The organism is Rhodothermales bacterium, assembly GCA_017643395.1.
GTDB lineage: Bacteria > Bacteroidota > Rhodothermia > Rhodothermales > UBA10348 > JABDJZ01.
The window spans coordinates 199,956-224,285 of record JAEPNP010000004.1 but is presented as its reverse complement, the minus strand read 5'-3'; the positions used below and the strand labels follow the sequence as shown (position 1 = coordinate 224,285).

The 24,330-nt window shown below is 63.2% G+C and carries 18 protein-coding genes; 12 read left to right on the top strand and 6 right to left on the bottom strand.

Annotated features, from left to right (window positions below; genetic code table 11):
* Positions 1 to 15 precede the first annotated feature (15 nt).
* The 3 genes from JJ896_13610 to JJ896_13600 all read left to right on the top strand — a co-directional run bounded on the left by JJ896_13610 (position 16) and on the right by JJ896_13600 (position 3,133).
* Positions 16 to 1,248 (top strand): SMP-30/gluconolactonase/LRE family protein, encoded by a 1,233-nt coding sequence (locus JJ896_13610; GenBank protein ID MBO6780685.1) that lies wholly within the window; start codon positions 16 to 18, stop codon positions 1,246 to 1,248.
* Between the two features lie 68 nt (positions 1,249 to 1,316).
* Complete coding sequence (locus JJ896_13605) at positions 1,317 to 2,417, top strand: histidine kinase (protein ID MBO6780684.1); 1,101 nt, start codon at positions 1,317 to 1,319, stop codon at positions 2,415 to 2,417.
* The gene (locus tag JJ896_13600; GenBank protein MBO6780683.1) at positions 2,414 to 3,133 is read left to right on the top strand and encodes a response regulator; all 720 of its coding nucleotides are present in this window, start codon (positions 2,414 to 2,416) and stop codon (positions 3,131 to 3,133) included. Before JJ896_13605 ends, JJ896_13600 begins: the two co-directional genes overlap by 4 nt.
* 1 nt (position 3,134) lies before the next feature.
* On the opposite strand, the gene JJ896_13595 is transcribed toward JJ896_13600, so the two are convergent.
* Positions 3,135 to 4,295, bottom strand: coding sequence for an FAD-dependent oxidoreductase (locus JJ896_13595; protein ID MBO6780682.1), 1,161 nt, complete (start codon positions 4,293 to 4,295; stop codon positions 3,135 to 3,137).
* Positions 4,292 to 5,353: an alpha-hydroxy-acid oxidizing protein gene (locus JJ896_13590; GenBank protein ID MBO6780681.1), complete on the bottom strand. Its 1,062-nt coding sequence runs from the start codon at positions 5,351 to 5,353 to the stop codon at positions 4,292 to 4,294. The genes JJ896_13595 and JJ896_13590 overlap by 4 nt, the downstream gene beginning before the upstream one ends.
* A gap of 71 nt (positions 5,354 to 5,424) precedes the next feature.
* On the opposite strand from JJ896_13590, the gene JJ896_13585 reads away from it, so the two are divergent.
* Positions 5,425 to 5,841, top strand: a complete 417-nt coding sequence (locus JJ896_13585) for a DUF1761 domain-containing protein (protein MBO6780680.1) — start codon at positions 5,425 to 5,427, stop codon at positions 5,839 to 5,841.
* Positions 5,842 to 6,021: 180 nt separating this feature from the next.
* Here the strand turns inward: JJ896_13585 and JJ896_13580 are convergent, their stop codons facing one another.
* The gene (locus JJ896_13580) at positions 6,022 to 7,353 is read right to left on the bottom strand and encodes a GHKL domain-containing protein (GenBank protein ID MBO6780679.1); all 1,332 of its coding nucleotides are present in this window, start codon (positions 7,351 to 7,353) and stop codon (positions 6,022 to 6,024) included.
* Positions 7,350 to 8,738, bottom strand: coding sequence for a sigma-54-dependent Fis family transcriptional regulator (locus JJ896_13575; GenBank protein MBO6780678.1), 1,389 nt, complete (start codon positions 8,736 to 8,738; stop codon positions 7,350 to 7,352). Before JJ896_13575 ends, JJ896_13580 begins: the two co-directional genes overlap by 4 nt.
* A 388-nt stretch (positions 8,739 to 9,126) precedes the next feature.
* Here JJ896_13575 and JJ896_13570 point away from each other — a divergent pair, with 388 nt between their 5' ends.
* The 7 genes from JJ896_13570 (at position 9,127) to JJ896_13540 (ending at position 19,594) form a co-directional block, all read left to right on the top strand.
* Positions 9,127 to 10,485, top strand: coding sequence for an HlyD family efflux transporter periplasmic adaptor subunit (locus tag JJ896_13570; GenBank protein ID MBO6780677.1), 1,359 nt, complete (start codon positions 9,127 to 9,129; stop codon positions 10,483 to 10,485).
* A 30-nt stretch (positions 10,486 to 10,515) separates the two neighbouring features.
* Positions 10,516 to 11,208, top strand: coding sequence for an ABC transporter ATP-binding protein (locus JJ896_13565; protein MBO6780676.1), 693 nt, complete (start codon positions 10,516 to 10,518; stop codon positions 11,206 to 11,208).
* Positions 11,208 to 13,622, top strand: coding sequence for an ABC transporter permease (locus JJ896_13560; protein ID MBO6780675.1), 2,415 nt, complete (start codon positions 11,208 to 11,210; stop codon positions 13,620 to 13,622). The genes JJ896_13565 and JJ896_13560 overlap by 1 nt, the downstream gene beginning before the upstream one ends.
* Positions 13,623 to 14,327: an ABC transporter ATP-binding protein gene (locus JJ896_13555; protein ID MBO6780674.1), complete on the top strand. Its 705-nt coding sequence runs from the start codon at positions 13,623 to 13,625 to the stop codon at positions 14,325 to 14,327.
* A gap of 65 nt (positions 14,328 to 14,392) precedes the next feature.
* Positions 14,393 to 16,753 carry an ABC transporter permease gene (locus tag JJ896_13550; GenBank protein ID MBO6780673.1) on the top strand — a complete coding sequence of 787 codons (2,361 nt, stop codon included), beginning with the start codon at positions 14,393 to 14,395 and terminating at the stop codon, positions 16,751 to 16,753.
* Between the two features lie 12 nt (positions 16,754 to 16,765).
* A complete protein-coding gene (locus tag JJ896_13545) occupies positions 16,766 to 17,050 on the top strand; it encodes a hypothetical protein (GenBank protein ID MBO6780672.1) in 285 nt (94 codons plus the stop codon).
* 96 nt (positions 17,051 to 17,146) lie between these two features.
* Positions 17,147 to 19,594, top strand: a complete 2,448-nt coding sequence (locus JJ896_13540; GenBank protein ID MBO6780671.1) for an ABC transporter permease — start codon at positions 17,147 to 17,149, stop codon at positions 19,592 to 19,594.
* Positions 19,595 to 19,647: 53 nt separating this feature from the next.
* On the opposite strand, the gene JJ896_13535 is transcribed toward JJ896_13540, so the two are convergent.
* Entirely contained in the window at positions 19,648 to 22,068 is a 2,421-nt protein-coding gene (locus JJ896_13535; GenBank protein MBO6780670.1) for an ABC transporter permease, read from the bottom strand.
* A 131-nt stretch (positions 22,069 to 22,199) separates the two neighbouring features.
* The gene (locus tag JJ896_13530) at positions 22,200 to 23,738 is read right to left on the bottom strand and encodes a cryptochrome/photolyase family protein (protein ID MBO6780669.1); all 1,539 of its coding nucleotides are present in this window, start codon (positions 23,736 to 23,738) and stop codon (positions 22,200 to 22,202) included.
* Positions 23,739 to 23,795: 57 nt separating this feature from the next.
* Here JJ896_13530 and JJ896_13525 point away from each other — a divergent pair, with 57 nt between their 5' ends.
* A complete protein-coding gene (locus JJ896_13525) occupies positions 23,796 to 24,329 on the top strand; it encodes a DinB family protein (protein ID MBO6780668.1) in 534 nt (177 codons plus the stop codon).
* Position 24,330 lies beyond the last annotated feature (1 nt).

The following is a 24,330-nucleotide window of genomic DNA, read 5'->3' as shown; positions in this document are numbered from 1 at the left end:
CTCTACCAAGCAGCCATGAAACACCTGCTACTGGCCGCCCTGATCGGGGCGTCTCTTGCACCCGCGAACGCCCAGGTGGCCCGGGTGGTCACGCTTGCGGACTCACTTGTCGGAGGAGTGGGAGGAATCGCCGTCGACCGCCTTGGCAACGTGTACTCCGCCGACTTCATGGACACCGTCTGGCGCATCCGCCCCGACGGTCGCACGGACCGCTTTGCAACGGGTTTGTACGGGCCCTCGGGGAATTTCTTCGACCCGCAAGGCAATCTGCTGCAGTCCAACTTCTTCGGGAACTACATCAGCAAAATCGCGCGAGACGGAAGCCATGAGGTGTGGGTGGAGAACGGTCTCAATGGGCCCGTAGGCCTTACGCTCGCGGCCGACGGCACGACCTATGTCTGCAACTGCTCCAGCAATTCTATCGCACGGGTCACGGAGGACCGCGTAGCCAAGGAATTTGCCGCCGGGGACCTGTTCCGATGCCCAAACGGGATTACTACCACGCCGGACGGCGACATCTGGGTAGTCAATTTCAGCGACGGCAACGTCATAAGGATCTCCGAAGACGGCGAGGCTCGCGTTCATGCCACGGTTCCGGGGTCTGGCAACGGGCACATCACCTTTGCCCGCGGTGCGCTGTACGTGACCGCATTCCAGAGTCACCGCATTTACCGCGTGAGTTTGGAAGGAGAGGTGGATCTCGTAGCCGGCAGCGCCAACCCGGGAGAGGTGGACGGCCCGCCCGAGCAGGCAAGGTTCATATTCCCGAACGGGATCGCGGTCGCGCCGTCAGGGGATCGCATGTTCGTCAACGACTACATCAACCGTTCGCCGCCGACGCTGGACATCCCTCCCGTGCCGCTCGCGAATGTGCGGCTCATCAAGCTCGCCAACCTCGCCGAGACGATGGCAAAGGCCTTGCAGGAGGGAGGTGTCGAGGACATGAAGGCCACCCACGCTGCCTGGCGGGCGAATCCTGCCACGGCCGGCGCATTCACGCAGATCCAGCTCAACGTGCTGGGCTATCAGCTCATGCAGGCTGGCAATCTTGAGGCGGCCGTTACCGTTTTCGAACTCAACGTGCAGGATTATCCGCAGGCCTTCAATCCGTGGGACAGTCTTGGGGAGGGTCTGATGAATGCCGGGCGTACGCAGGAGGCCATCGAGGCCTATGAAAGGTCGCTCGCGCTGAACCCCGACAATCAGAACGCCCGGGACATGATTGCCCGTATGCAGGGCGATCAGTAGTCGCAGTAGCGCGACAGCCCCTGGCCCCGGTGGATGCCGACCTGCGGCAGTCCAGGCCGCCAAGGACCATGGCTGTTGGTTCGACGCCGACTGCGGCGCGAGATTCCGACATGCAGCAGGCTGAACGATCACACCGCGTCGGGCGCCAACTGGGCGCCGTGCTCCTCGGCTGGCTCGTCTTTTTCGTGCTGTGGAGCCTGTTCATTCTGGGCTACACGGAAGGCAACGCGGAGGCCGCCGTCACGGCCGGTGCGGAGGCTACGTTTCTCTCAGCCGCAGGGGGTTGGGCCGTTTGGCACCTTACCGGACGGTTTCCGTGGCCCTCCGGCCGACTTGCAGGTTTTCTGGGCCTGCACGGGCTCTTCGCGGTGCTGTTTTCCCTGCTGTGGACGGCGCTGGGGCCGCTGACCTGGGCCGTCCTGCATGGGGAGCCCATCGCCCAGATAGACTGGGCCATCCCCGTGAACAGCTGGCGCTTGCTCATGGGTTTCTGGCTGTACGTGATCCTTGCAGGACTGTCCTATGCCGTGCGGAATCAGCGTCGTTTGCGCGACCAGGAGCAGCGTGCGGCGAAGGCTGCCCGGGAAGCGGCAGAGGCTCGGCTGGATGCCCTGCGAGGTCAGTTGCAGCCCCATTTTCTGTTCAATGCCCTGCACGCCGTCACCGCGCTGGTGCATGCGAACGCCGATGCCGCGGAGGAGGCGCTGGAACGGCTGGGCCAGCTGCTGCGGTATGCCATCCGAGACCGCGGCGACGAATTTGTGCGCCTCGAGGAGGAATGGTCTTTCACCCTCGACTACCTCGCCCTGCAGAGAGTGCGTTTCGGTGAAGGCCTGGTGGTCGATGCCAGCTGTGCCGATGAGGCCGCCGCTCGTCGCGTGCCGGCGTTCGTGCTGCAGCCGCTGGTGGAGAACGCGGTGCGCCACGGAGTTGAGGCGCGTGGCGGTCGGGGACACATCACCATGGCGGCGTTGCTGGACGAGGACCGTGCGTTGCTTCTGGAGGTGCGTGACGATGGGCCTGGATTCGGCGACGAATCCTCCGGTGGGTCCGGTCTGGCGACGCTGGCGGAGCGGCTGCGAGCCCTGTATGGCGCCGGCGCCGCTGTCAAGTGGCACTCCGATGCCGGCGGGGCGGTAGTCCGGGTCCGAATTGCGGAGCAGACATGATCCGGGTGCTCATCGCCGATGACGAGCCGCTGGCGCGACAGCTATTGCGAACCGTGATAACGGCTGAGTCCGACATGGAAGTCGTCGGGGAAGCGACGGACGGCGCACAGGCCTGTGAGTTGGCTGTATCACTGCGCCCGGACGTCGCCATTCTCGACATTCAGATGCCCGGGCCGTCCGGCCTCGAGGTGGCCCGTCGCATGGAAACGGTGCCGGTGGTTGTCTTTGCGACTGCGTATGACGCCCATGCTGTTGCTGCCTTCGAACTCCAGGCTCTCGATTATCTGCTGAAGCCTTTCAGCCGCAAGCGATTTCGGCAGACGGCCGACCGCATCCGACAAGCGTTGACAGAACGGCAGGACCCGATGCGTCGGGAGCAGGCCGTCCGGGATCACCCCGAGCGCCTGGTCGTGAGGCATCGCGGACGACTGGTACCGGTGGATGTGCAGGGCATCTCGCGGGTCCGGGCGTGTGATGACTACGCCGAGTTGCACACCGACTCTGGCGTCTATCTGGCCGGCGTGCGCATGAAGCATCTTGAAGAGCGACTTGCCGGCTTCGTGCGGATCCATCGGTCGCACCTAGTCAATCTGGAGCACATGGCTGCCCTGCGGCCGCTGGAAGGGGGGCGTGCGGAGCTTCAGATGCGCGATGGGGTGGTGCTTCCTGTCAGCAGGAGGGGGCGATCACTGCTTCGGCGACTGCTTGGCAGGTGATCTAGTGGCGTCTGGCTGCCTCCTCGCCAGGGGTATCCGGCTCCAGGTGGCGCCACCGGAACAGGTCGAGCCATGGATTCGCGACGCCCTCGACGCAGTCGGCGATTAACGGACCGAGCACAGGGGCGAACTTCATGCCGTGGCCACTGCCTCCCGCCGCGACCGTCAGGCCCGGCTGCTCGGGATGCCGGTCTATCCACAGGTGTTCGTCCAGCGTATCGCAGTAGAGGCAGCGCCGGGTGTAGACGACTTCCGCATCCAGGAGATCGGGGAACGCCAGGGCCAGGAACGTGCGCAGGTTTTCGTGATCGGACTCGTAAACCACGCGTTCGCCATGCTCCGGATCTACGAGCTTGCCGACACCGTGGTTGGCCACCTTGATCACCCCTTCGCGCGGGTTGTAGGGGAACCCGTACCAGCCTGTGCGAGACACGTCCGCCATGAACGTGCGGAAGTGCGGCACCGAGAATGGGCCGGGGTCGTCGGTGCGGAGATGAAACACAGGGTGTCCGGTGGAACGCATATAGGGCGCGAGCTCGGGCACAAGCCGGTGCGTCCACGTACCAGCGCAAACGACCACGTGGTCACTTTGGAGCTGCCGGCCGGACGCGAGCGACACGGATCCGCCGGCGACTCGCGTAGCCCGGTCCTCAAGCAGGACGACGCCCGATTCCCGCGCCTTCGCCACAAGCGCTGCGATAAGGCGCCCGCTTTCGACATACCCACCGATGTCGTGACTGAATCCATCCACATAGTTCTCGGACCACGCCGGAAACCGATCCTGGATGGCCCTGCCCTGCAGGCGCTCCGCGTGGTGTCCCCGTCGCGCGAGCATGCGCAGGCTCTCGAATTCGTACCCTCCCGGCTGCATGGGATGCAGCGTGAACATGGTCACGCCGTCTCCGTGGTACAGCACTTCTCCGAGTTCGTCGTTCCAGCGCTCGAAACCCGGGATGGCCTGCTCGACCATGGCCATGTACTGCTCCTGCGGCCCGTATTCCATGCGCACGACCTTGCTGATGTCTGTCGACGCAGCCAGGGGATGGGGCAGGGGCCCCGGATCGATGAGCGTCACCGCGTGCCCCCGACTGCGGAGTTCCAGGGCGCTGGTCACGCCAAACACGCCGGCGCCGACAACGATGCAATGGGAGCTCCTGCTCATCGCAACAGGATGTCCGGGCAGTCAGAGACCGCCGTGCAGCCGCAGAGCGCCATGGTGCGCTCTATTTCGGAACGGAACAGGTCGAGCACATCGGTCACGCCCGCTCGCCCGTCGGCCGCCAGGCCCCACAGATATGGCCGTCCGATGAGGGCTGCTGCGGCGCCCATCGCCAACGCCTTGACCACGTCGGCACCGCGACGGATGCCGCCGTCGACCAGGACAGGAATGCGCCCATCGACCGCCTGAACCACCTCAGGCAGCATGGCGGCTGTGCCCGGAGCGCCGTCCAGCTGTCGGCCGCCATGATTCGAGACGACCACGCCATCCATGCCGTGAGCTGCGGCAGCTGCCGCATCGCGTGGATCCATGACGCCTTTGACCACAAGCGGAATGCGCACTTCGGACCTGAGCCAGTCGATCGTGGACCATGAAAGATTCTGCTCCCAGCGGTCGTGGATGTAGCGGGTCAGCGCAGATCCCTGGTAGTCGGCGCCCATGAGATGATCCAGGTTGGCCCAACGAATGGAATCCGGCAGGTGGAAACTGTTGTGGATGTCCCGCTCGCGGTTGCCGGCGACGGGCACGTCGACGGTCAGGCAAATGGCGCGGTACCCGGCCTCTTCGGCGCGACGCACCAAGTCGAGCGTCAGGCCCCGGTCCTTGTAGCAGTAGAGCTGAAACCAGCGGTGGCCCCCCGGGCGGTGCCGGGCCACATCCTCCAGGGAGGTGGTCGAAGCCGTAGAGAGGATCTGGCCGATACCGGCATCACAGACCGCATCGCACACGGCGATCTCCCCGTCCGGGTGGGCGAGACGATTGAACGAGCAGGGCGCCGTCAGCAGGGGGAACGCGAGATCGTGCCCGAAGAGCGTGGTGGAGGTGTCGATCCGGGAGACATCCCGAAAGGCCCTCGGCACCAGGTACCGGTTCGTCCAGGCAATCCTGTTCAGGTCCAGCGTGAGCTCATCGTCCGCGCCACCGTCATAGTAGTCGAAGACCATCGGCTCCAGCCGATCCCGGGCGGCGCGTCGGAACGCCTCGATGTTGGTTCTGGGCATGACGAAAGGTAGTTGCTTGCGACGAACGGCGGGAGAGAGGTACCATCATGAATCACCCAACCTCCCCCATCATGGAATCCCCGAACTACCTCGCAGTCCTCGTGGCTGGCCTCGTCCCGATGTTTATCGGGTTTCTCTGGTATGGCCCTCTCTTCGGCAAGAAGTGGATGGCCTACCGCGGAAAAACGGAAGAGGAACTCCAGGAGGAAATCAACCCGCCGAAGACCTACGGCGTGACCGTCTTGATGTCCATAATTACCGCCTACGTGCTCTCGCATGTCGTCTGGGCCTTCGGTGCCGCAACCGGAGAATCGGGCCTGATGCTGGGGCTGCAGGCGGGGTTCTGGTCATGGCTCGGTTTCGTGGTGACCACCCACTGGAATGCGGTCGCCTTTGAGGCCAAGGAACTGGGTCACATGATTCTCGACACTGCTGCCGCACTGGTCGGCTTGCTGATCATGGGCAGCATCCTGGCACTCTGGACCTGATAGCCAGACAGATGTGCCCGGCACCGTGCGGCCCCGGTTTCCCCAGGAAGCCGGGGCCGCGGCATGTTGGCTGGCCGGGTGCTGCGCCCTGAAGCCGGGGCCGCGGCATGTGTGACGCCCGGGTGCTGCGTCCTAGAAGCCGGGGGGGGCGCGGCATGTGCGCTGCCCGGGTGCTGCGCCCTAGAAGCGCAGCCTGAAGACCGTGCGTTCTCCGGGGCGCGACGACGCGCTGATGGAGCCGCCGTGCTGGCGCATGATCTCTCGCGAAAGGCTGAGACCGATACCCGAGCCCTCTTTCTTCGTGGTGAAAAAGGGCACGAAGATCTTGTCGAGGGCCTCTTCGACGATACCGTGCCCGTTGTCGGTTACCCGAATCACGGCGTGCGCCCTCGAGTCGATAAAAGCCTCGATCCCGATTTCGGGATGGTCAATCCCCTGGACCGCCTCCATGGCATTCTTGACGAGGTTGATCAGCACCTGCTCGATCATGTTCCGGTCAGCGGTGAGCTCCAGCGTCGGCGGCTCGATCGAAACCTGCAGGTGTACGCTGCGCTCATCCAGGTCGGCCTGCAGCAGGCCCTGCACATGTTCGATGAGTTCGGTAGCCGGGAAGATCTGGAAGTCCGGTGCCGGCACGCGCGTCAGACGCCGATAGTCCTGCACAAACGATAGCAGCGACTCGCTCCTGCGCGCGATGGTCTGAACGGCCCCATGCACGTCTTCCAAGTCCTCGCCGTCCGCCTCCACGTGATCGAGCATGCCCGCTGCCGTGGACGCGAGGGAAGAGATCGGTGCCACGGAGTTCATGATCTCGTGAGTCAGCACGCGCGTCAGCTTGCGCCAGGCCTGGACCTCCATCTCATCCAGTTCGCCCTGGATATCCTGCAGGGAAACCAGTTTGAAGAGCTCCTCCCGCACCTTGAATCCGGTGGCATAGATCGAAAGCTGGAGGATGTCGTCCCCGTCCACCACCTTGACGAGCGCCTTTTCGCCATAACGCAGACTCTGCAGCGTATCCACGAGTTGCGGGCTGAGCTCAGCGAGATCGTTGATGTTCTTCAGCAACGGCCGGCGGAGCAGGCGTTTGGCGGCCGTGTTGATCAGGTCCACCGTGCCGTCCTGGCGAAACGAGATCAGGCCGATGCCCACATGCTGCATGACCGTCTCCAGATATCGGTAGCCCTCCTCTTTCTCGGCGCGAGCAGCACGGAAGTCCTCCATCACGGATTTGAACGCTCCCCCCAGGTCCTGGAACGCGCCACCCCGCAGGGCACCACCGAAGTTCTGGGTGAAGTCCGAGTACCGGATGGACATGAGGAGCCGGGCAAGGTCCCTGGCCGTGACCTCCATGTAGCGCACCAGGGCGATGCACTGCCAGACGACTACCAGGCCGAGCAGCCCGGCTCCGGCATACGAGGCGTACGTCAATGCCAGATAGAGTGCGACCGTCAGCGTGCCGGCGATAGCCGCGACGCGAAGAACGACCTGAACCCGGAAGCGGCGGAAAATCACAGTCCGTACTTCTCCAGCCTTCGATACAGGGAAGCCCGGGTAAGGCCGAGCTCATCCGCCGCCTGGCTGATGTTACCACCATGTTTCTCGAGGGCGCGCCGGATCACCGTCTTTTCTACCTCCGCCAGATCATAGGAGTCGAACACAAAACCGTCAAAGGACGGGTCGAGACTGTGTTCGCCGGCAAAGAAGAAGTCCTCCGGTTGAAGGAGCGGGCTCTCGGTCATGATCACAGCCCGTTCGATCATGTGCTGGAGTTCGCGCACGTTGCCGGGCCAGCGGTACTTCTCGAGCTTGGCCAGAGCGCCGGGAGTAGTTCCGCGCACCGGTTTTTGGTACTTCTGGCGGTACTGCTCCAGGAAGAAGTCCACCAGCAACGGAATGTCCGCGACGCGATCACGAAGCGGCGGCAAGCGGATTTCCACGGTGTTGATTCGGTAGAGAAGATCCTGGCGAAAGGACTTCTCACGCACCATCTCGTAGATGGGCATGTTGGTGGCGCAGATGAGCCGCACGTCAAATGGAATCGGCTTGTTGGACCCGACACGAATCACCTCGCGCCGCTGCAGGGCGGTGAGCAGCTTGGCCTGCAGGGGTGCCGACAGGTTGCCGATTTCGTCCAGGAAGAGGGTGCCCCCGGAAGCGACCTCAAAACGCCCCGCGCGATCCTCCCTGGCGTCCGTGAAGGAGCCCTTCCGGTGTCCGAAAAGCTCGCTCTCGAAGAGGGACTCGGCGATCGCCGCCATGTCGACCGTGACAAAGACCTCCTCGTTCCGTTTGCTGGCTCGGTGCAGCGCGCGCGCCACCAGTTCCTTGCCGGTGCCGTTTTCACCCAGGACCAGCACATTGGCATCGGTACCGGCCACTTTGTCGATCGTCTCGAACACCCGCTGCATACTGGGTGCCGCGCCTCCGACGAACTCCTGATACGGATGATCGAGATCTCTCGCCAACTGGCGCCCTCGGTGACGCAGGCGTCCCACCTCACGACGCGATTCCCGAAGGCGGCTTGCTGACGTCAGCGTCGCCAGCAGCCGTTCATTCTGCCAGGGCTTGACCACGAAGTCGGTGGCGCCCTCCTTGATGGCACGCACCGCGGTATCCACGTCCCCGTACGCAGTGATCATGACCACCACTGACCCGGGATCATATTCCAGTATCTGACCCAGCCAGTGAAAGCCCTCGCGGCCACTGGTGACGTCCTGTTTGAAGTTCATGTCCAACAGGATCAGATCGTAGTCCTCGTTCCGGACCAGGCTGGGAATGCGCTCCGGGTTCTTCTCGGTGTGCACACGCCGAGCGTGCTGCTTGAGCAGGAGCCTTAGAGCGTGAAGTACGTCCTCGTCGTCGTCGACGATGAGCAGGGATCCGAGTGTTTTGGACATGATCAGGGCAGTGTTCAGGCCCGCGCTGCTGAAGGCACGCGAGGATGTTCGGGCAGCGCACTACCCCAAGACCGTGCCATGCACAGGCACATTCCGCTGGATCGCGCTCAGTGTACGAAAACGGACACTCTGGGGCGAAAGACGAATCGGTGGCCGGCATCTCAAGTGTCCGGCAGCGGACACCTCATGTATCGCTGCCGATCACCGAGAATCCGGCCGGCATCCTCTTCGCCGACGAACAGGTCTGTCCGAATTCGGACACCGGCTGTACAGCGCCGATCACCAGCGACAGCCAAACCCCCTCTGAACGGCCTACAGGCCACATGGCACACGCCTTGCAAACGGGACAGGGACCCGTGCTGTCTCATCACCACTTAGCCCCTCGTTCATGGAGCCCAACACCTCATCTGCCTCGATCCTGACCCGCAAGGTGGGGTCCGGTCCGGTCAACCCAGGGCCTGGACGTCCTTCCGGTGACCGGGGGACGGGCGAAGGGTCAGACCGCCGTGTTGCCCGCAAGCGGTTCACACCGGCGCGGATCGCGGGCGCCGTGGTGGCACTCCTGGTCATTCTGTTGCTCGTGTACGCGGTGCAGTCGTCCATGGGAGGGCGCAAGCTTCGCGTTCCTGCAGAGCGGCTGACGATCTCGACCGTCGAAATCGGGCCCTTCCAGGAATACGCTCAGGTCACCGGCAACGTCGAGCCCAGTCGCACGGTCTACCTGGACGCCGTGGAAGGGGGCCGCGTCGAGGAGATCTACGTTCTGGAGGGCACCCAGGTGACTGTCGGTCAGCCGCTCCTGGCCCTCTCCAACAACGACCTGCAGCTGCGGCTGATCAACGCAGACGCCCAGCGCATGGAGCAGATCAACCGGGTGCAGGACACTCAATTCCGCATGGAGCAGAATGCACTCAACCTGCGGCAGCAAATCGCTGAGATGGACTACCAGATCCAGAGGTTGCAGAAGCTCTATGCGCGCAATCAGGAGCTCTTCGAGAAGCAGCTGATCTCGCAGCAGGAGTTCGATACGGTTGCGGACGAGTACAACTACTACCTGCGCACCAAGCAGCTGACGCTGGACGGCTACCGGGCCGATTCGCTGCGCATGGCGAGTCAACTGGGGCAGATGCAGGCCTCGGTGCAACGCATGGACGCCAACTATGACGTCATTCAGCGCATTCTGGACAACCTGATCGTGCGCGCGCCCATCGGGGGCCAGTTGACGTCCCTGAACGTTGAGTTCGGGGAGATCCATACACCCGGATCGAGGCTGGGCCAGATCGACGAACTCACGAGCTTCCGCGTCCGTGCAGGGGTGGATGAGTTCTACATCGCACGCGTGCAAGCTGGACAATCCGCGACCACCCTGCCCGTGGCTGGAGTGGAGTACGACATGCGGGTCACACGTGTGTACCCCGAAGTCGCCAACGGTGAGTTTGAGGTTGATCTCGAATTCTCGGGTCCGGCGCCGCCCGACATTCGCCGTGGCCAGACCATTCGTCTCCGCCTGGAGATGAGTGACTCGGCAGACGCCATGCTGCTTCCGCGCGGCGGCTTCGCCCAGCAGACCGGGGGGAGCTGGGTCTACGTCCTGACTTCCGATGGGGAGGCCGTTCGGCGGGACGTCACCGTAGGTCGCCAGAACCCGCTGTTCCTGGAGGTCATGGACGGCCTCGAGCCAGGGGACCGGGTCATCACATCCAGCTATGCCTCATTCGGAGACGCAGACCGACTGATTCTGGAATAACGCCCAGAGGGGCATCAACCCTATACACCCATGATCAAGACTTCGAATCTGTCGAAGACCTACCGCACTGATGAGGTGGAAACGACGGCCCTGAACGGCGTCTCCATCGACATCGCTCCGGGCGAATTCGTCTCCATTATGGGGCCGTCCGGATGCGGCAAGTCTACCCTGCTCAACATTCTCGGACTGCTCGACAGCCCGTCGAAGGGCAGCTACGATTTTAACGGCACCGAAGTGGCCACCCTGTCCGAGCGCCAGCGCGCTCAGCTGAGAAAAGGCAACATCGGCTTCGTCTTCCAGTCGTTCAATCTGATCGATGAGCTCACGGTCTACGAAAACGTGGAGCTTCCACTGCTGTACCTCGGCGTGTCGGCCCAGGAGCGTCGCGAGCGGGTTTCGGCAGCGCTGGAGCGCACGCAGATCATGCACAGGAAAGACCACTTTCCGCAGCAGCTGTCCGGCGGTCAGCAGCAGCGTGTCGCCGTTGCCCGCGCAGTCGTGGCCAACCCGGCGCTGATCCTTGCTGACGAGCCCACCGGAAATCTGGATTCGACCAACGGCGAGGAGGTGATGAAGCTGCTCACCGAACTGAATGAGGCGGGCACGACGATCGTGATGGTCACCCACTCGCCGGCGGACGCCGAATACAGTCATCGCACCATCCACCTCTTCGACGGGCACGTGGTGACCGAGAACTTCATGTCCAAGACCTACGCGGTCTGATGATTCGGCACTATGTGGTACAGGCGTTGCGCGTCGTGCGCAAGCAGCGCCTGTATGCGGCGATCAACGTGCTCGGATTGTCCGTGGCGCTTGCCGTCACGACGCTCATCGTGCTCTTTGTGGCCGACGAGTTCTCCTATGACGGTTGGCATGAGCATCTCGACCGTATCGTGCGGGTCGACGATGTGGATTTCGAGCCCGACGGGTCCATCGCGGAGCAGCAGCCGCAACATCCGTATCCATTTGCGGAGGCGTTCGCCCGCGAGCATGCGGATGTTGAGGCTACGGTACGGTTCAGCGACTCCCAGGTCGTGGTCCGAGTTGAGGGCGTCATGCACCAACAGCCCGTGCTGTGGGCAGATGACACGTTTTTCGACGTGTTTACCTACCAGGCGGCTTCCGGGGTGCTGCCTTCGGCCCTGAAAGACCTTGGTTCGGTGGTGCTGACCACCGAGGCTGCGGACCGCTTCTTTGGCAGGACCGATGTCGTCGGGGAGACCCTGGAGATTCGGTTCCAGGAATCGTACGAGACGGCCACTGTCTCGGCGGTCGTGTACCCGGCTCCGGCCGGCACGCATCTGCCGTTTGAGGTACTCCTCCCGTTTGAACGGACCCCACTGGTGTACGACTGGATCGCCTCACGGGTGGATAACTGGCGCTCTTCGTCGTTTCCGGTCTACGCTCTGCTCAAGGAGGGCACCGATCTGCAGGCTGCGCAGACCCGGGCCGCTGGCCTGTGGACCACATTCTATCCGGACCGCGCCCAGCGCGGCCGTGAGGTGGGATGGTGGACGGGGGAGGGCGATCCGTCGGGGATTGCCCTGACACCCCTGAAGGAGCTGCACCTGCGCAGTGACGTGCGCGCCGCATTCGTGCCTACATCGGATCCGCGGTACTCCTGGATTCTTTTGGGCATCGCCGGCCTCGTGTTGCTTCTCGCGTGCATCAACTTCACGCTGATTGCCATCGGCCAGAGCGCGACCCGCGCATCGGAGATCGGCGTGCGCAAGGCGCTTGGGGCCCGTCGCGCGGAAATCGCCGCGCAGTTCGGCGGAGAGGCCGTGTTCATGGCCGCCCTCGGCCTGGTTGGAGGCCTGGTGCTGGCGCAGGCGTTGGCTCCTGCCGCCAGCCAGTTGTCGGGCAAGGAGCTGCATCTGGATCTGTTGGCCAGACCCTGGCTGTTGGGTGCAATGGTGGGCGTGGCCGGGCTTACCGGTCTCGCGGCGGGCTTTTATCCGTCACTGGTAGTCTCCCGGCATCGCCCGGTGGAGGCCCTGCGGGGTCGGTTCAGGATCTCCGGAGGCAACACACTGTCACGCGGACTGCTTCTGGTACAGTTTGCGGCCTCGGTCGCTCTGGTATCCGGAGCACTCGTCATGCAGGCGCAGCTCCGATTCCTCCAGGACCGCGACCTCGGCTATGACGCCGAGCAGGTCTTTGTCCTGCCGACCTCCGGGCTGGATGAGTTCGCGCTTCGAGATCACCTCAGGAACACCCTGGAGACCCGGTCTGACGTGGAAGGCGTTGCCGGCATCTCGCTCAGTCTGAACCGCGGGTCCTCCTCGTCGAGTTGGATGGTCGATGGCGTCGAAAAACGGGCCTACGAATACGCCATCGATGCCTGGCTGACGGATCTGCTGCAGATGGAGCTGGTGGCCGGCCGAGGATTCGACGCAGCCCGGTCCGCCGACTCGTCTTCGGCGCTCATCAACGAGGCGTTCGCCGCGGATTGGGGGTGGACCGCCGAAGAAGCACTGGGCAAACGCATTGTTGGCCAGGAAGGAGACCCGGAGATCATCGGGGTGCTGAGAGACTCCAACTTCAGGTCGCTCCATTCCGATGTGGAGCCGACCATGTTCTTCATGGCCGGTGAGTGGATGGCCTATGTGCTTGTCCGTCCGGCCGCGGGCCGCGTTCAGGACGCAATCGCTTCTGCAGAGGGGGCCTGGCAGGCGTTCGCCCCCGAAGTGCCGTTCACCTACACATTCCTGGACGAGGACGTGGCGCGCGCCTACGAGAATGACGAGCGCTGGTCTCAGATGGTGCAGGCCTCCGCTCTGATTGCACTCCTGGTGGCTTGTCTTGGGCTGTTCGGCATGGCTTCGCTGACCGTGACCCGACGCAGCAAGGAAATCGGAATCCGGAAGGTGCTTGGTGCCACCGTGCCGGGTCTGGCCGGTCTCGTCTCACGGGAGTTCGCAGTCCTGGTGGCCATCGCAACGCTGTTGGCGGCGCCGGCCGCATGGCTGGCCCTGAGCGGCTGGCTCGACGGATTCGCCTATCGGGTCAACCTCACACCCTGGCAGTTCGCCATCGCCGGATCCCTGGTGCTTCTCGTCGCTCTGTCGACGGTATCGTACCACGCCCTGCGCTCTGCCCTTGCCGACCCCGTCAAATCCCTGCGCTACGAATAGATGGCCGACCCCGTAATTCGCACTGAAAACCTGACCAAGTCCTACGACCACGGGCTCACCCAGAGCCACGTGCTGCGTCGTGTGAGCGTCGAGATCCGGCAGGGGGAGTTTGTGTCGATCATGGGGCCGTCCGGCTCCGGCAAATCCACGCTGCTGCACATCCTGGGCATGCTGGATGAGCCCACCAGCGGGGAGTATCACTTCTTCGATGAGCCTGTGCACCGCATGAGTGCGCGCAGGAAGACCCAACTGCACCGGGAGCACATCGGCTTCGTCTTCCAGGCCTACCACCTCATCGACGATCTGACCGTCTACGAGAACCTCGAGACGCCCCTGCTCTATCGCAAGATCAAGGGTGCCGAGCGCAAGAGCATCGTGGCCGACGCCCTGGACCGGTTCAACATGGTCGCCAAGAAGGATCTGTTCCCAAGCCAGCTTTCCGGTGGGCAGCAGCAGATGGTCGGCGTGGCCAGGGCCCTGGTCATCCAACCCAAACTCATTCTCGCGGATGAGCCGACCGGAAACCTGCATTCCACGCAGGGGGACGAAATCATGACGCTGCTCCGGCAGCTGAATCAGGAGGAGGGCGTCACCATAGTGCAGGTGACGCACAATGAGGACTACGCGGCCTACGGTGACCGGGTGGTGGAGCTGCTTGACGGTCGCGTGGAGCGCGAATACGAGGTAGACACGGCGATGGGGTAGTTCGCGCAGAGATACGTTCGGCCATTCGCCGGGTCCGAAAACACCCGGGGAACGCCGCCATTCACGTGCTCGGGCTTACGCTCGGCCTGACGTGCTGTGGCCTGATACTGCTGTTCGTCACGGATGAACTGGGGTGGGAGCGGGGTCACGAACACGCAGATCGAATCGTGCAGTTTGTGGAGGAATGGCCCTCCGCGGATGGACCGCTGCGCGTAGGCACCACCTACGGGCCGCTGGCGCTGGCGCTGAAGGAAGACTTCGCGCAGCTGGAGGACGCAGTCCGGGTCTTGCCTCAGGACATGCTGCTCCAGGCCGACGGCAGGGAAGCCGTGCAGGAAGAGGGCATGCTCTTCGTGGATTCCACGTTCTTCAGCGTGTTCACGTTCGGGTTCGAGCAGGGATCACCGCAGACCGCCCTTGAGCGGCCGTTCAGCGTGGTTCTGACCCAGTCGGCTGCCAGACGCTATTTCGGGGGGGAAGACGCACTGGGACAAACCCTACTTGGCACGGACGATGAGGGCACGCACGCCTTCGAGGTAACTGCCGTTATCCAGGACCCGCCGCGCCAAACGCTCCTCCAGTTCGGCGTGCTTGCCTCCTTCTCGAGCATGCGCACGCTCTATGGCACCTGGATCGAGGATCCCCGCAATTGGGACCATCCGCCGCTCTACACCTTCGGCCTGATGCGGGATTCGGGGGATGCAGGCGCCGTTCGCGCCGGCCTGCCGGCGTTCTCGGAGAGTCGCCTGGGACCGGTTCGAGCCTCTACCCGAACCATCGACCTCGTGCCCCTGGGTGACCTCAGGCTGCGGGCACCCATGCAGCAAACGCTTGGGCCCAGCAGCGACATCACGTACGTCTACCTGTTTTCGATCATCGCCGTGCTCATCCTGGCCGTGGCGTGCGCCAACTTCACCAACCTGGCGGCAGCACGGACGCTCGTTCGCGCCGGCGAGGTGGGCACGCGCAAGGCACTGGGAGCCGGCCGTTGGCAGCTATTGCGTCAGTTCTGGCTGGAGAGCGCCATTCAGTCGGCCGCGGCGGTGGTCCTCGCTCTGGTTCTCCTGGAAGCACTCCTGCCCGCATTCAACAGGCTGAGCGGCAAGGACATTGCGACGGGGCTGGCACTCCAGCCGTGGATGCCCCTGCTTGCGCTGGGCACGGTGATGATCGTCTCGACCGCGGCGGGTGCCTATCCGGCCTGGTTGCTGTCACGGCTCGCACCATCCAGGGCCGTGCGTGGCCTGGTTGGAGACAGTACACACTCGGCATCCGTGCTGCGGCGTGGTCTGGTGGTGGCCCAATTCGTGATTGCGATCGCACTGATCGTGACCACGGGTGTTGTGCAGCGCCAACTCGATTATGTGCGCAGCGAACGACTCGGGTTCGACAAGGAGCGCGTGGTGATCGTGCCGTTCCGGGAGTTGGAGAATCAGTACCAGAGTCAGTCTCTGCTGAATTCCTGGAGGGCGCTGTCGGCGGTCGAGTACGCGACCGCGTCGTCTGGAATGCCCGGGCTGGGGGACGGCATTCACGACTGGGTCGTGCGGCCCGTCCAGGCACCGCTGGACAGCGTGAACCTGATGGTCCTGACGGTTGACCAGGACTACGTGGAGACCTACGGCCTGCAGGTGGTTTCGGGCCGGGATTTTTCCTGGGAGTACCCGACCGACGCTTCTGCCGCATTCCTGCTCAACGAGTCTGCCGCAGCCCGCATCGGATGGAGCCCCGAGCAGGCCGTGGGTCAGCAGATCGATCTCGGTGTCTGGTTCAACGGCCACATCGACAAGCGAGGGGAAGTGGTCGGCGTTGTGCGTGACTTCCAGTACAACTCGCTTCACAGAAGCCTGGACCCCATTCTGTTCCACATCCTGCCCGAGTCGTACTACTACGACTGGGCGTCCGCCCGGCTTGCTCCAGGGCCGGTCCCGGAAGCCCTGGCGAGCCTGGAGGATGCGTGGAAGGCCTTCAATCCGGGTCGTCCTTTTGAATACCGCTTTCTGGACGAGCAGTTTGACGCTCTCTACCGCTCCGAAGACAGGCTGGCAACGCTGCTGGGACTCTTCTCCATCGTGGGCATGCTGATCGCCTGCCTCGGACTTTTCGGCCTGGCCGCGCTGGCCGCCGAGCGACGCACCAAGGAGATCGGTATTCGCAAGGTGCTGGGTGCCTCCGTGCCCGGCATGGTGGCCCTCCTGTCTCGTGACCTTCTGGTCCTGGTAGGCATCGCCTTTGTGGTCGCGACTCCCTTGACGTGGGCGGGCGTGCAATGGTGGATCGAAGGATTTGCCGCCTCGCCGGGCATGCCCTGGACCCGCTTTCTCCTTGCCCTCGCGATCACGCTGGGTGCTGCCTGGGCAGCGGTCGGCTACCAGGCGATTCGGGCGGCGACTGTCGATCCCGTACGCGCCCTTCGCTATGAATAAACCCCATCGACCATGAGCACGATCTGCATCCCAATCCCCGACCTGCACAAACACAAAACGGTCGACCTGGAGTTGACGGTGGACGGCGAGAAACGAGCCATGACCTATCGCATCGAATCCTTTCCGTGGCCGGCCGTGCTCGGAAGCGAGGACAAGGTCGACCTGCTCAAGAGTTATCTGGCCAACGAAACCGGAGACTGGGAGCTGGTGCAGATCGGGCCGCCGGATGGCGAAATGGTGCCGATCACCTTTCGGCGCGAGGTGCCGGTAGGCGAATCCAGGGCCCCCACGGCCTGAAATGCTAAAAAATTAGCACTAACGTTGTTTCTTCCATAGGTTGTATTCACCCCGTCCTCCCTGCGGGTCCAACCTCATATCTGGCAGGCGAGAATCATGCTCAAGAGTTACCTGAAAGTTGCCCTTCGTCGATTCCGACGCGGCGGCACGTACGCCATTCTGAACGTCGTTGGCCTTGCCGTGGGCATGGCCACCTGTTCATTGATCTTCTTGCTCGTGCACCACGAATGGAGTTTCGACCGCTTTCACGAGCAGAAGGACGACATCTACCGGGTCTACCTCGAGTACCAGACGCCCGGCGGGGACACCGAGGTGCAGGCGATGATGCCGCCTGACTTTACGCCCGAGTTGGATAACGCTTTTCCCGGGATCGAAGCCTCCACGCGGTTTGTAGCCAGTGGGCGAGTTTTTGAGGTAGGGGATCGCTCGTTCCGGTATGAGTTTGCCGAAATCGACCCCGACTTCTACGACATGTTCTCGTTTGAGGTGCTCGCGGGCGATGCGCGTGCGGCCATCGCAGACCCATCCTCCATGGTGATCACCCGCGAGGTGGCCGAGGCGGTTTTTGGCGCGGGAGACGGAGACTGGTCGCTCGCCCTGGGGCAGGTGATTTCGACCTCCACCGATGACGGCACCTACGATTTCAACGTGGCGGCCGTGGTGGAGGACTTTCCAGCCACGTCCAGTCTGAGCTTCGAGATCGCGGTCAGCTTCGAGAACTATGACAACATCTACGTCGGGGGCAACAACTGGGGCGGCCGTACCTCCACCTACGTGTTGCTGGGCGAAGGGGCCACGCCCGTTTCCCTGGAGGCGGCGTTCCCACCGTTCACGGACGTACAGTTTGCCTCCTACGTGGAAGGCATGCGGAATGCAGAGCGCATGGCCACGACGGACGGGTCGTACGCGCTCAGACTGCAGCCGCTGGTAGACGTTCACCGCAACGTGGATGTCTGGGTGCCCTATGAGGCCCAGCAGCACAATCCGGTCTATTCCTTTGTGCTCATGGGCATTGGTGCACTCATCCTGCTGATCGCCTGCATCAACTTCATGACCCTCTCGGTCGGCCAGTCGACGATTCGGGCCAGAGAGGTAGGCGTACGCAAGGTGCTCGGCGCCAATCGCTCCCAGATCATGCGTCAGCACTGGGGCGAGTCATTCGTGGCAGCAACGGTGTCGCTGGTGCTGGGGTTCTTCGTGGCCCTCGCCATGCTGCCGGCCTTCAACAATCTGACGGGAGTGGATGTAGCCGTTGGCAACGTGTCGCCCATCCTGATTCTGGCCGCCCTGGTGCTGCTGGTCATGGTCGTGGGAACGGTGGCAGGGGGGTATCCAGCGGCTGTTCTCTCCCGGTACATGCCCGCTTCGGTGCTGAAGGGTGCCGTCTCGTCGCCACGCAACAATCTGCTGACTCAGGGTCTGGTGGTGCTGCAGTTCACCATCGGCATCGGGTTGATTGCGTCCACCGTGATTATGACCGGACAGCTCCGCTACATGCTGGAGAAGGACCTTGGCTTCAACGAGGACTTTGTGATTGCCATCAACGCCAACGGGGTACCACGCTCGGCCGCCGAAGGTGTGCTGGCCGGCATGAAAGACCAGCTGCTTCCGTACGAGCAGGTGACGCATGTCGAACGCAGTGGCTACACGTTCACACGCGGTTCCGATCGTAATGGTTGGGCCGACGCCAGCGGAACGCCGCGTTCAGCCTACAATTTCGGAGTCGGATACGACTACCTCGACCTGCTGGACATGGAGATGGCCGAGGGGCGCTTCTTCTCGGAGGAGTTTCCAGGTGACCCAACCGGCTCCATTGTGGTCAATGAAGCGCTCGTGCGCGAGTTCGGCATCGAAGACCCCATTGGTCATGTGATGGACAACTGGTTGAGCTTCATCTACGAGGAGTCCCCGACGGTCATTGGGGTTGTGAAGGACTTTCATTTCCAGAGTCTGCGCAACGAGGTGCAGCCACTGGTGATGAACATGCACCCCAACTACTACAATTTCATGGGCGCATTGCTGGTGCGCATCCAGCCCGATGACGTGCAGGGCTCGTTGGCGCTGGTGGAAAACGCATGGCAGGCCCTGGTCCCTGACAGCCCCTTCGCGTACTCGTTTGTGGACGAAGACCTGGCGTCGCAGTACGCCACCGAACAGCGTTGGCAGCAGCTGGTGACGTATTCCTCGCTGCTGGCGATCATCATCGCCTGCATGGGTCTGTTCGGCCTGGCCATCCTGACGGTCGGCCGCAGAACCAAGGAGATCGGCATTCGCAAAGTGCTCGGGGCTTCGGTGGCCGGAGTGACCGGTCTGCTCTCCCGCGAATTCGCCGTACTGGTCGCGGTGGCCAGCGTGATTGCCGCCCCGCTCGCGTGGTACGCCATGAATCAGTGGCTGGAGGCCTTTGCCTTCCGGGCACCCATCAGCCCGCTGGTGTTTGTCGGTGCCGCCGCCATGGCGATGACCATCGCGCTGGGCACGGTGGCCGTCCACGCAGTGCGTGCCGCCCGGGCCAATCCCGTCAGGTCATTGCGCTACGAATAAGGCAATCTCCCGGGCGATGGGGTCACTGCAGACCCCATCGCCCGCAGGAGTTCCTATTCGTCCCGAAGGGAGTCAACCGGATTGGCGAGTCCGGCCCGGATGGCCTGGGAGCTCACCGCAGCGAGCATGATGCCGAGCGCCGCCGCAAGGGCGAGGGCGAAGGGGACCAGGCCGATGTCCGCCCTGTAGGCAAAGGACTCGGTCCAGCGCTCCATCCCCAGCCATGCCAGCGGCGCGGCGATCACAAAGGCGGCCAGGACAAGCGTGCTGAACTCCCTGGTGAAGAGGCCAACGATGCCGGCAACTGAGGCTCCGAGCACCTTGCGCAGGCCGATTTCTTTGGTGCGACGGGCTACCGATAGCGAGGCCAGTCCAAACAGGCCAAGGCCGGCGATCAGGATGGAGAGCAGGGCGCCAATCGTCACCATGCTGGAGAGGCGAGCCTCCTGGCGGTACTGCTGGTCCAGCGCTTCATCCACGAAACTGTAGGCAAACGGCATCTCCGGTGCGGCTTCCGACCACACGTCGGAGATGGCAGAGATCGTAGCCGGCAGATCGTTGGTTTCGAGGCGGATCGCGATGTCTGCGGCGAAGGATCCGCCGTAATCAAAATCGGACGCCCCTGAGAAAGCCACGTTGGGTCCGAGCACAAACAGCGCGGGCTGAATTTCCTGATGCAGGGAGGCATAGTGGAAATTCTCGGCGACGCCGATGATTTCGTGATCGATGAAGTCGCTGCCGGGAAGGCGTTCCAGGAGCGGTGTGTCCCAGCCGTAGGCCTGCGCAAACGCCTCGTTGATGATGACGGCGCGCTCCCCGTCTGCCGGCTGGCTGCGGTCAAAGTCCCGGCCGGCCACCAACCGAAGCCCCATCGTGCGCATGAAGTCGTGATCGACCACGTTGACGAAATGGCGTCGGTAGCTCCCGTCGTTCGCCGTGTAGCCCACCCGACCCCAGCCATTCTGATCAAAGAGAGCTGCCGCGGCGGTCAGCGACTTGACGTCCGACCGGCCTTCGAGTTGGAAACGAAGCCGTTCGGCGAGGGCCTTGCCGTCGACCGCTCCGACCAGCGTCGGTACCGTAAGCACGGACTCACGGTCGAAGCCGAGGTCTTTCTCCTGGAGGTAGTCCAACTGCCGGCCGATCACCAGCGTACAGGCAATCAGAAGGATGGACAGGGCAAACTGCGCGACCACGAGGCTGCGTCGCACAGCGCTCTTCTCGTTGCCCGAGACCTTGCCGCGGAACGCATCGATGGGCGAGAACCGGGAGAGCACCAGGGCGGGGTAGAGGCCCGCCAACAGACCCACGACCACGAAAATGCCCGCCAGCAGGGCGAATGTGCCCGGGGTCGCTGCCAATACGAGTTCGCGCTGGGCCAGACCATTGAATGCGGGCAGGAAGAGTCGGGCCAGCAGAACCCCGGCTGCAAGCGAGAGCCCCGTGATCGCAAGCGCCTCGCCCCAGTACTGAACCATCAGCTGACCCCGGTCTGCACCAATGACCTTGCGCACGCCGATCTCCTTGGCCCGAGCCAACGACCGCGAAACGGACAGCGTGACGAAGTTGATGGACGCGACCGCCAGAATCAGGAGGGCAAGGGCCAGCAGCACCCGCACGTACATCGGATTGATGACGGTGGAATAGCCCTGCGGAAACTCGGGGTTTGTGTGGATGTCGAGCAGCGGCTGCAGGCCGACCTGGTACTGACCCGGCTCCACCCGGTCTCCGAGCAACGAGTTCAGCATCGCCTGGATCTTGTCCTCCAGGTCGGCCGGCGTGGTACCGGGACTCAGGAGCACGTAGGTCTCGGGAGAGACCATCATGAACGCCGTCATCACCTCGTCCGGGTAGAACCAATCCGCGACCGGGTAGGGCACCAGGAATTCGAATTGCAGACTGGAGTTCTCCGGCACGTCCTCCAGCACGCCCGAGACCTGAAACTGTCTGGGATTCCCGCTGAAGTCCAGGGACAGCGTCTCGCCCAGTGGGTTGGCCTGTCCGAAGTAGCGGCTTGCGGCGCTCTCGGTAAGCACAATGTTTTCCGGGCCGTAGAGCATGGAGGAGCGCTCGCCCCTCACGACCGGGAAATCGAAGACCTGCAGGAACTGCTCATCGACCAGGAAGAGCGACTCGTTTTGACTGAACGCGCCCCGGCGCACCGTGTCGTTGAACCGGTCGAAGCGGACCGCGGCCTCCACCTCAGGAATGTGTGTGGCCAGATCGGTGGCCAGCCGGACCGGCGTGGTCGTATTGAAGTGCACCTGATCCTCCCCGTATTCCTCCAGCAGCCACGCCCGGTAGATCCGGTCTGCCTTGTCATGCGCCTGGTCGAAGGTGACCTCGTTCTGCACGAACAGCAGGAGCAGCAGGGCCGAAGCGATGCCGATCGAGAGTCCGGTCAGGTTGATGGCAGAAAAGCTGGCGTGCCGCGTCAGCACGCGCAGGGTCGTGCGCAAGTAGTGTCGGATCACAGTATTCCCCGGTCAGGTGAGTCCGGACAACGGTTGCAAGGCATGTGCCATTGCCGTGGCGTCGACAAAACACCCATTCTGACCAGCATAACGCACGGTTTCGGGCACCCGCTGTCCGCTGGCGGACAAGTCTACAGGGCGCGCTGAACCTCGCCGGCGCGATCCCGCACCTTCTCGAGTTCGGGAGCCTCCATGCGGTCCAGGTTCTTCAGCATCAGGCCCATCCGGTGGTTGTCTTCGAAGTCGTCCCTGTTTCGGGCGAGGAAATCCCAGTAGAGGGTGGTGAGCGGGCAGGCGTCGGGGCCAGTCCGTTTCCGGGGGTTGAAGCGGCATTCCGAGCAGTAGTTGCTCATGCGATTGACGTAACCGCCCCCGGCCGCGTAGGGCTTTGTCGCGACCACACCACCGTCCGCATACAGGGCCATGCCGACCACGTTGGGCGTCGTCACCCAATCCACGCCGTCGACAAACATGCCCAGGTACCAGTCTCGAACCGCGCCGGGGTGCACCCCCGCTGTCAGGGCCAGATTGCCGGTGATCATCAGTCGCTGGATGTGGTGCGAATAGCCCATCGTCAGAACCGGACGCACGGCCTCCTGCACACATCGCATAGAGGAGTCCGCCGTCCAGTAGGCCTCCGGCAACTCGCGGCGGGCGCGAAGCCGGTTGTGATCCCGGTAGTCTTTGCGCTGCGTCCAGTAGATGCCCCGCATGAACTCGCGCCAGCCGATGATCTGGCGCACGAAGCCTTCGACGGAATTCAGCGGTGCATCGCCGCGGTGGTAGGCATCAACGGCACGATCCACCACTTCTCGCGGCGTCAGCAGCTTCAGGTTCAGTGCCGGCGAGAGGTGGGAGTGCCAGAGGAGCGCATCGCCAGTCCACATCGCGTCCTGCCACTGTCCAAAATCCGGCAACGAGCCCTTGATGAAGCTATCGAGCTGGTACAGGGCCTGCTGGCGGGTTACGGGCCATCTCGGCAATTCAGCGGCACCTTCGAGCTCGAGCATCTCGCCCACCAGCTCGTGCACTTCAGTCGTGATCTCGTCGGCATCGGCGGTCCACGGCGCCGGCGGCTTGGGGGCCTGCTTGAACGCATTGCGGTTTTCCTTGTCGTAGTTCCAGTCGCCGCCTTCGGGCTTGCCGTCCCCGGAAACAAGGATGCCGTGTTGCTTGCGCATCTCGCGGTACCAGTACTCCATGGTCAGCGCCTTTCGACCGCTGGCCCAGTCCTCGAAGTCCTGCGGAGTGGAGAGGAAGTGCGGGTCCTCGTGCACGCTGAGGTCGTCAGCTGCATCACTGAGCATGTCCAGCACACGCCACGACCCGGGACGCACTACCTCTACGCTTGCCGGATCCAGCCGGTCGATGGCCCGCTCCAATTCGGAGCCGAATGAATGCGTATTGTCGTCGTCGTCCAGCGCCACGTACTCCACGCGTATGTCTTCGCGCTGCAGGTGCTGGCAGAAGTGGCGCATGGCCGAAAGGAAGACCACGGTGCGCTGATGGTGCGTGACCACGTGCTCCGACTCTTCCCGAACCTCCATCATCAGCACCGCATCGTGTTCACTCAGTCCGTGAATGAGTTCGGACTGGTAGTCCAGCTGGTCGCCGAGGACGACGAACAGACGCTCGACGGGTCCGGAAACGCGGGGGGCGTCAAAGGGCATGCAATCGGGAAGGCGGGTGGTGTACACTGGTCTTCTGAAGAAACAGACGACCGCCCCATGAAACAGGCCTTCGGACTATTGCTGTTGCTCTTTGTCGCAAACGGCGCCATGGCGCAAATGGACTTTCGGCAAGAGACCATCGCCTCCTTCGAAATAGCCCAGAACAAGGTCATCGGGCTTGCCGAAGTGCTCACCGACGACCAGTATGCCTGGCGGCCCGCGGAGGGTGTGCGGTCGGTCGAGGAGGTGATTCGCCACATTGCTGGCACCAACTACTGGATGCTCACGCAGATGGGTTGCCAGCCGCCCGCCGAGACCGGATTCACCGGCGACTACAGCTCCGTGGTGGCGTTTGAGACCGCCCACGGGAGGCCGGAGACCGAGACCGTGCTTGCCGCTTCCTTTGTGCACCTGAGGGCATGTACCGAGGCCATCTCGGACGAGCGCCTGGCTCAGGATATGGATCTGTTCGGCACTCCCGGCAGCGGTCAGGGCTACCTCATGTTGACGTCTACACACCTGCATGAGCACCTCGGACAGCTGGTGGCCTATGCGAGGATGAATGGCGTGGTGCCTCCCTGGTCCAATTGAC

What these genes read in the sequence shown, in the direction of transcription:
- JJ896_13610 (MBO6780685.1), top strand. Translation starts at nt 16, where the DNA reads ATGAAACACCTGCTACTGGCCGCCCTGATCGGGGCGTCTCTTGCACCC.
- JJ896_13605 (MBO6780684.1), top strand. Translation starts at nt 1,317, where the DNA reads ATGGCTGTTGGTTCGACGCCGACTGCGGCGCGAGATTCCGACATGCAG.
- JJ896_13600 (MBO6780683.1), top strand. Translation starts at nt 2,414, where the DNA reads ATGATCCGGGTGCTCATCGCCGATGACGAGCCGCTGGCGCGACAGCTA.
- JJ896_13595 (MBO6780682.1), bottom strand. Translation starts at nt 4,295, where the DNA reads ATGAGCAGGAGCTCCCATTGCATCGTTGTCGGCGCCGGCGTGTTTGGC.
- JJ896_13590 (MBO6780681.1), bottom strand. Translation starts at nt 5,353, where the DNA reads ATGCCCAGAACCAACATCGAGGCGTTCCGACGCGCCGCCCGGGATCGG.
- JJ896_13585 (MBO6780680.1), top strand. Translation starts at nt 5,425, where the DNA reads ATGGAATCCCCGAACTACCTCGCAGTCCTCGTGGCTGGCCTCGTCCCG.
- JJ896_13575 (MBO6780678.1), bottom strand. Translation starts at nt 8,738, where the DNA reads ATGTCCAAAACACTCGGATCCCTGCTCATCGTCGACGACGACGAGGAC.
- JJ896_13570 (MBO6780677.1), top strand. Translation starts at nt 9,127, where the DNA reads ATGGAGCCCAACACCTCATCTGCCTCGATCCTGACCCGCAAGGTGGGG.
- JJ896_13565 (MBO6780676.1), top strand. Translation starts at nt 10,516, where the DNA reads ATGATCAAGACTTCGAATCTGTCGAAGACCTACCGCACTGATGAGGTG.
- JJ896_13560 (MBO6780675.1), top strand. Translation starts at nt 11,208, where the DNA reads ATGATTCGGCACTATGTGGTACAGGCGTTGCGCGTCGTGCGCAAGCAG.
- JJ896_13555 (MBO6780674.1), top strand. Translation starts at nt 13,623, where the DNA reads ATGGCCGACCCCGTAATTCGCACTGAAAACCTGACCAAGTCCTACGAC.
- JJ896_13545 (MBO6780672.1), top strand. Translation starts at nt 16,766, where the DNA reads ATGAGCACGATCTGCATCCCAATCCCCGACCTGCACAAACACAAAACG.
- JJ896_13540 (MBO6780671.1), top strand. Translation starts at nt 17,147, where the DNA reads ATGCTCAAGAGTTACCTGAAAGTTGCCCTTCGTCGATTCCGACGCGGC.
- JJ896_13530 (MBO6780669.1), bottom strand. Translation starts at nt 23,738, where the DNA reads ATGCCCTTTGACGCCCCCCGCGTTTCCGGACCCGTCGAGCGTCTGTTC.
- JJ896_13525 (MBO6780668.1), top strand. Translation starts at nt 23,796, where the DNA reads ATGAAACAGGCCTTCGGACTATTGCTGTTGCTCTTTGTCGCAAACGGC.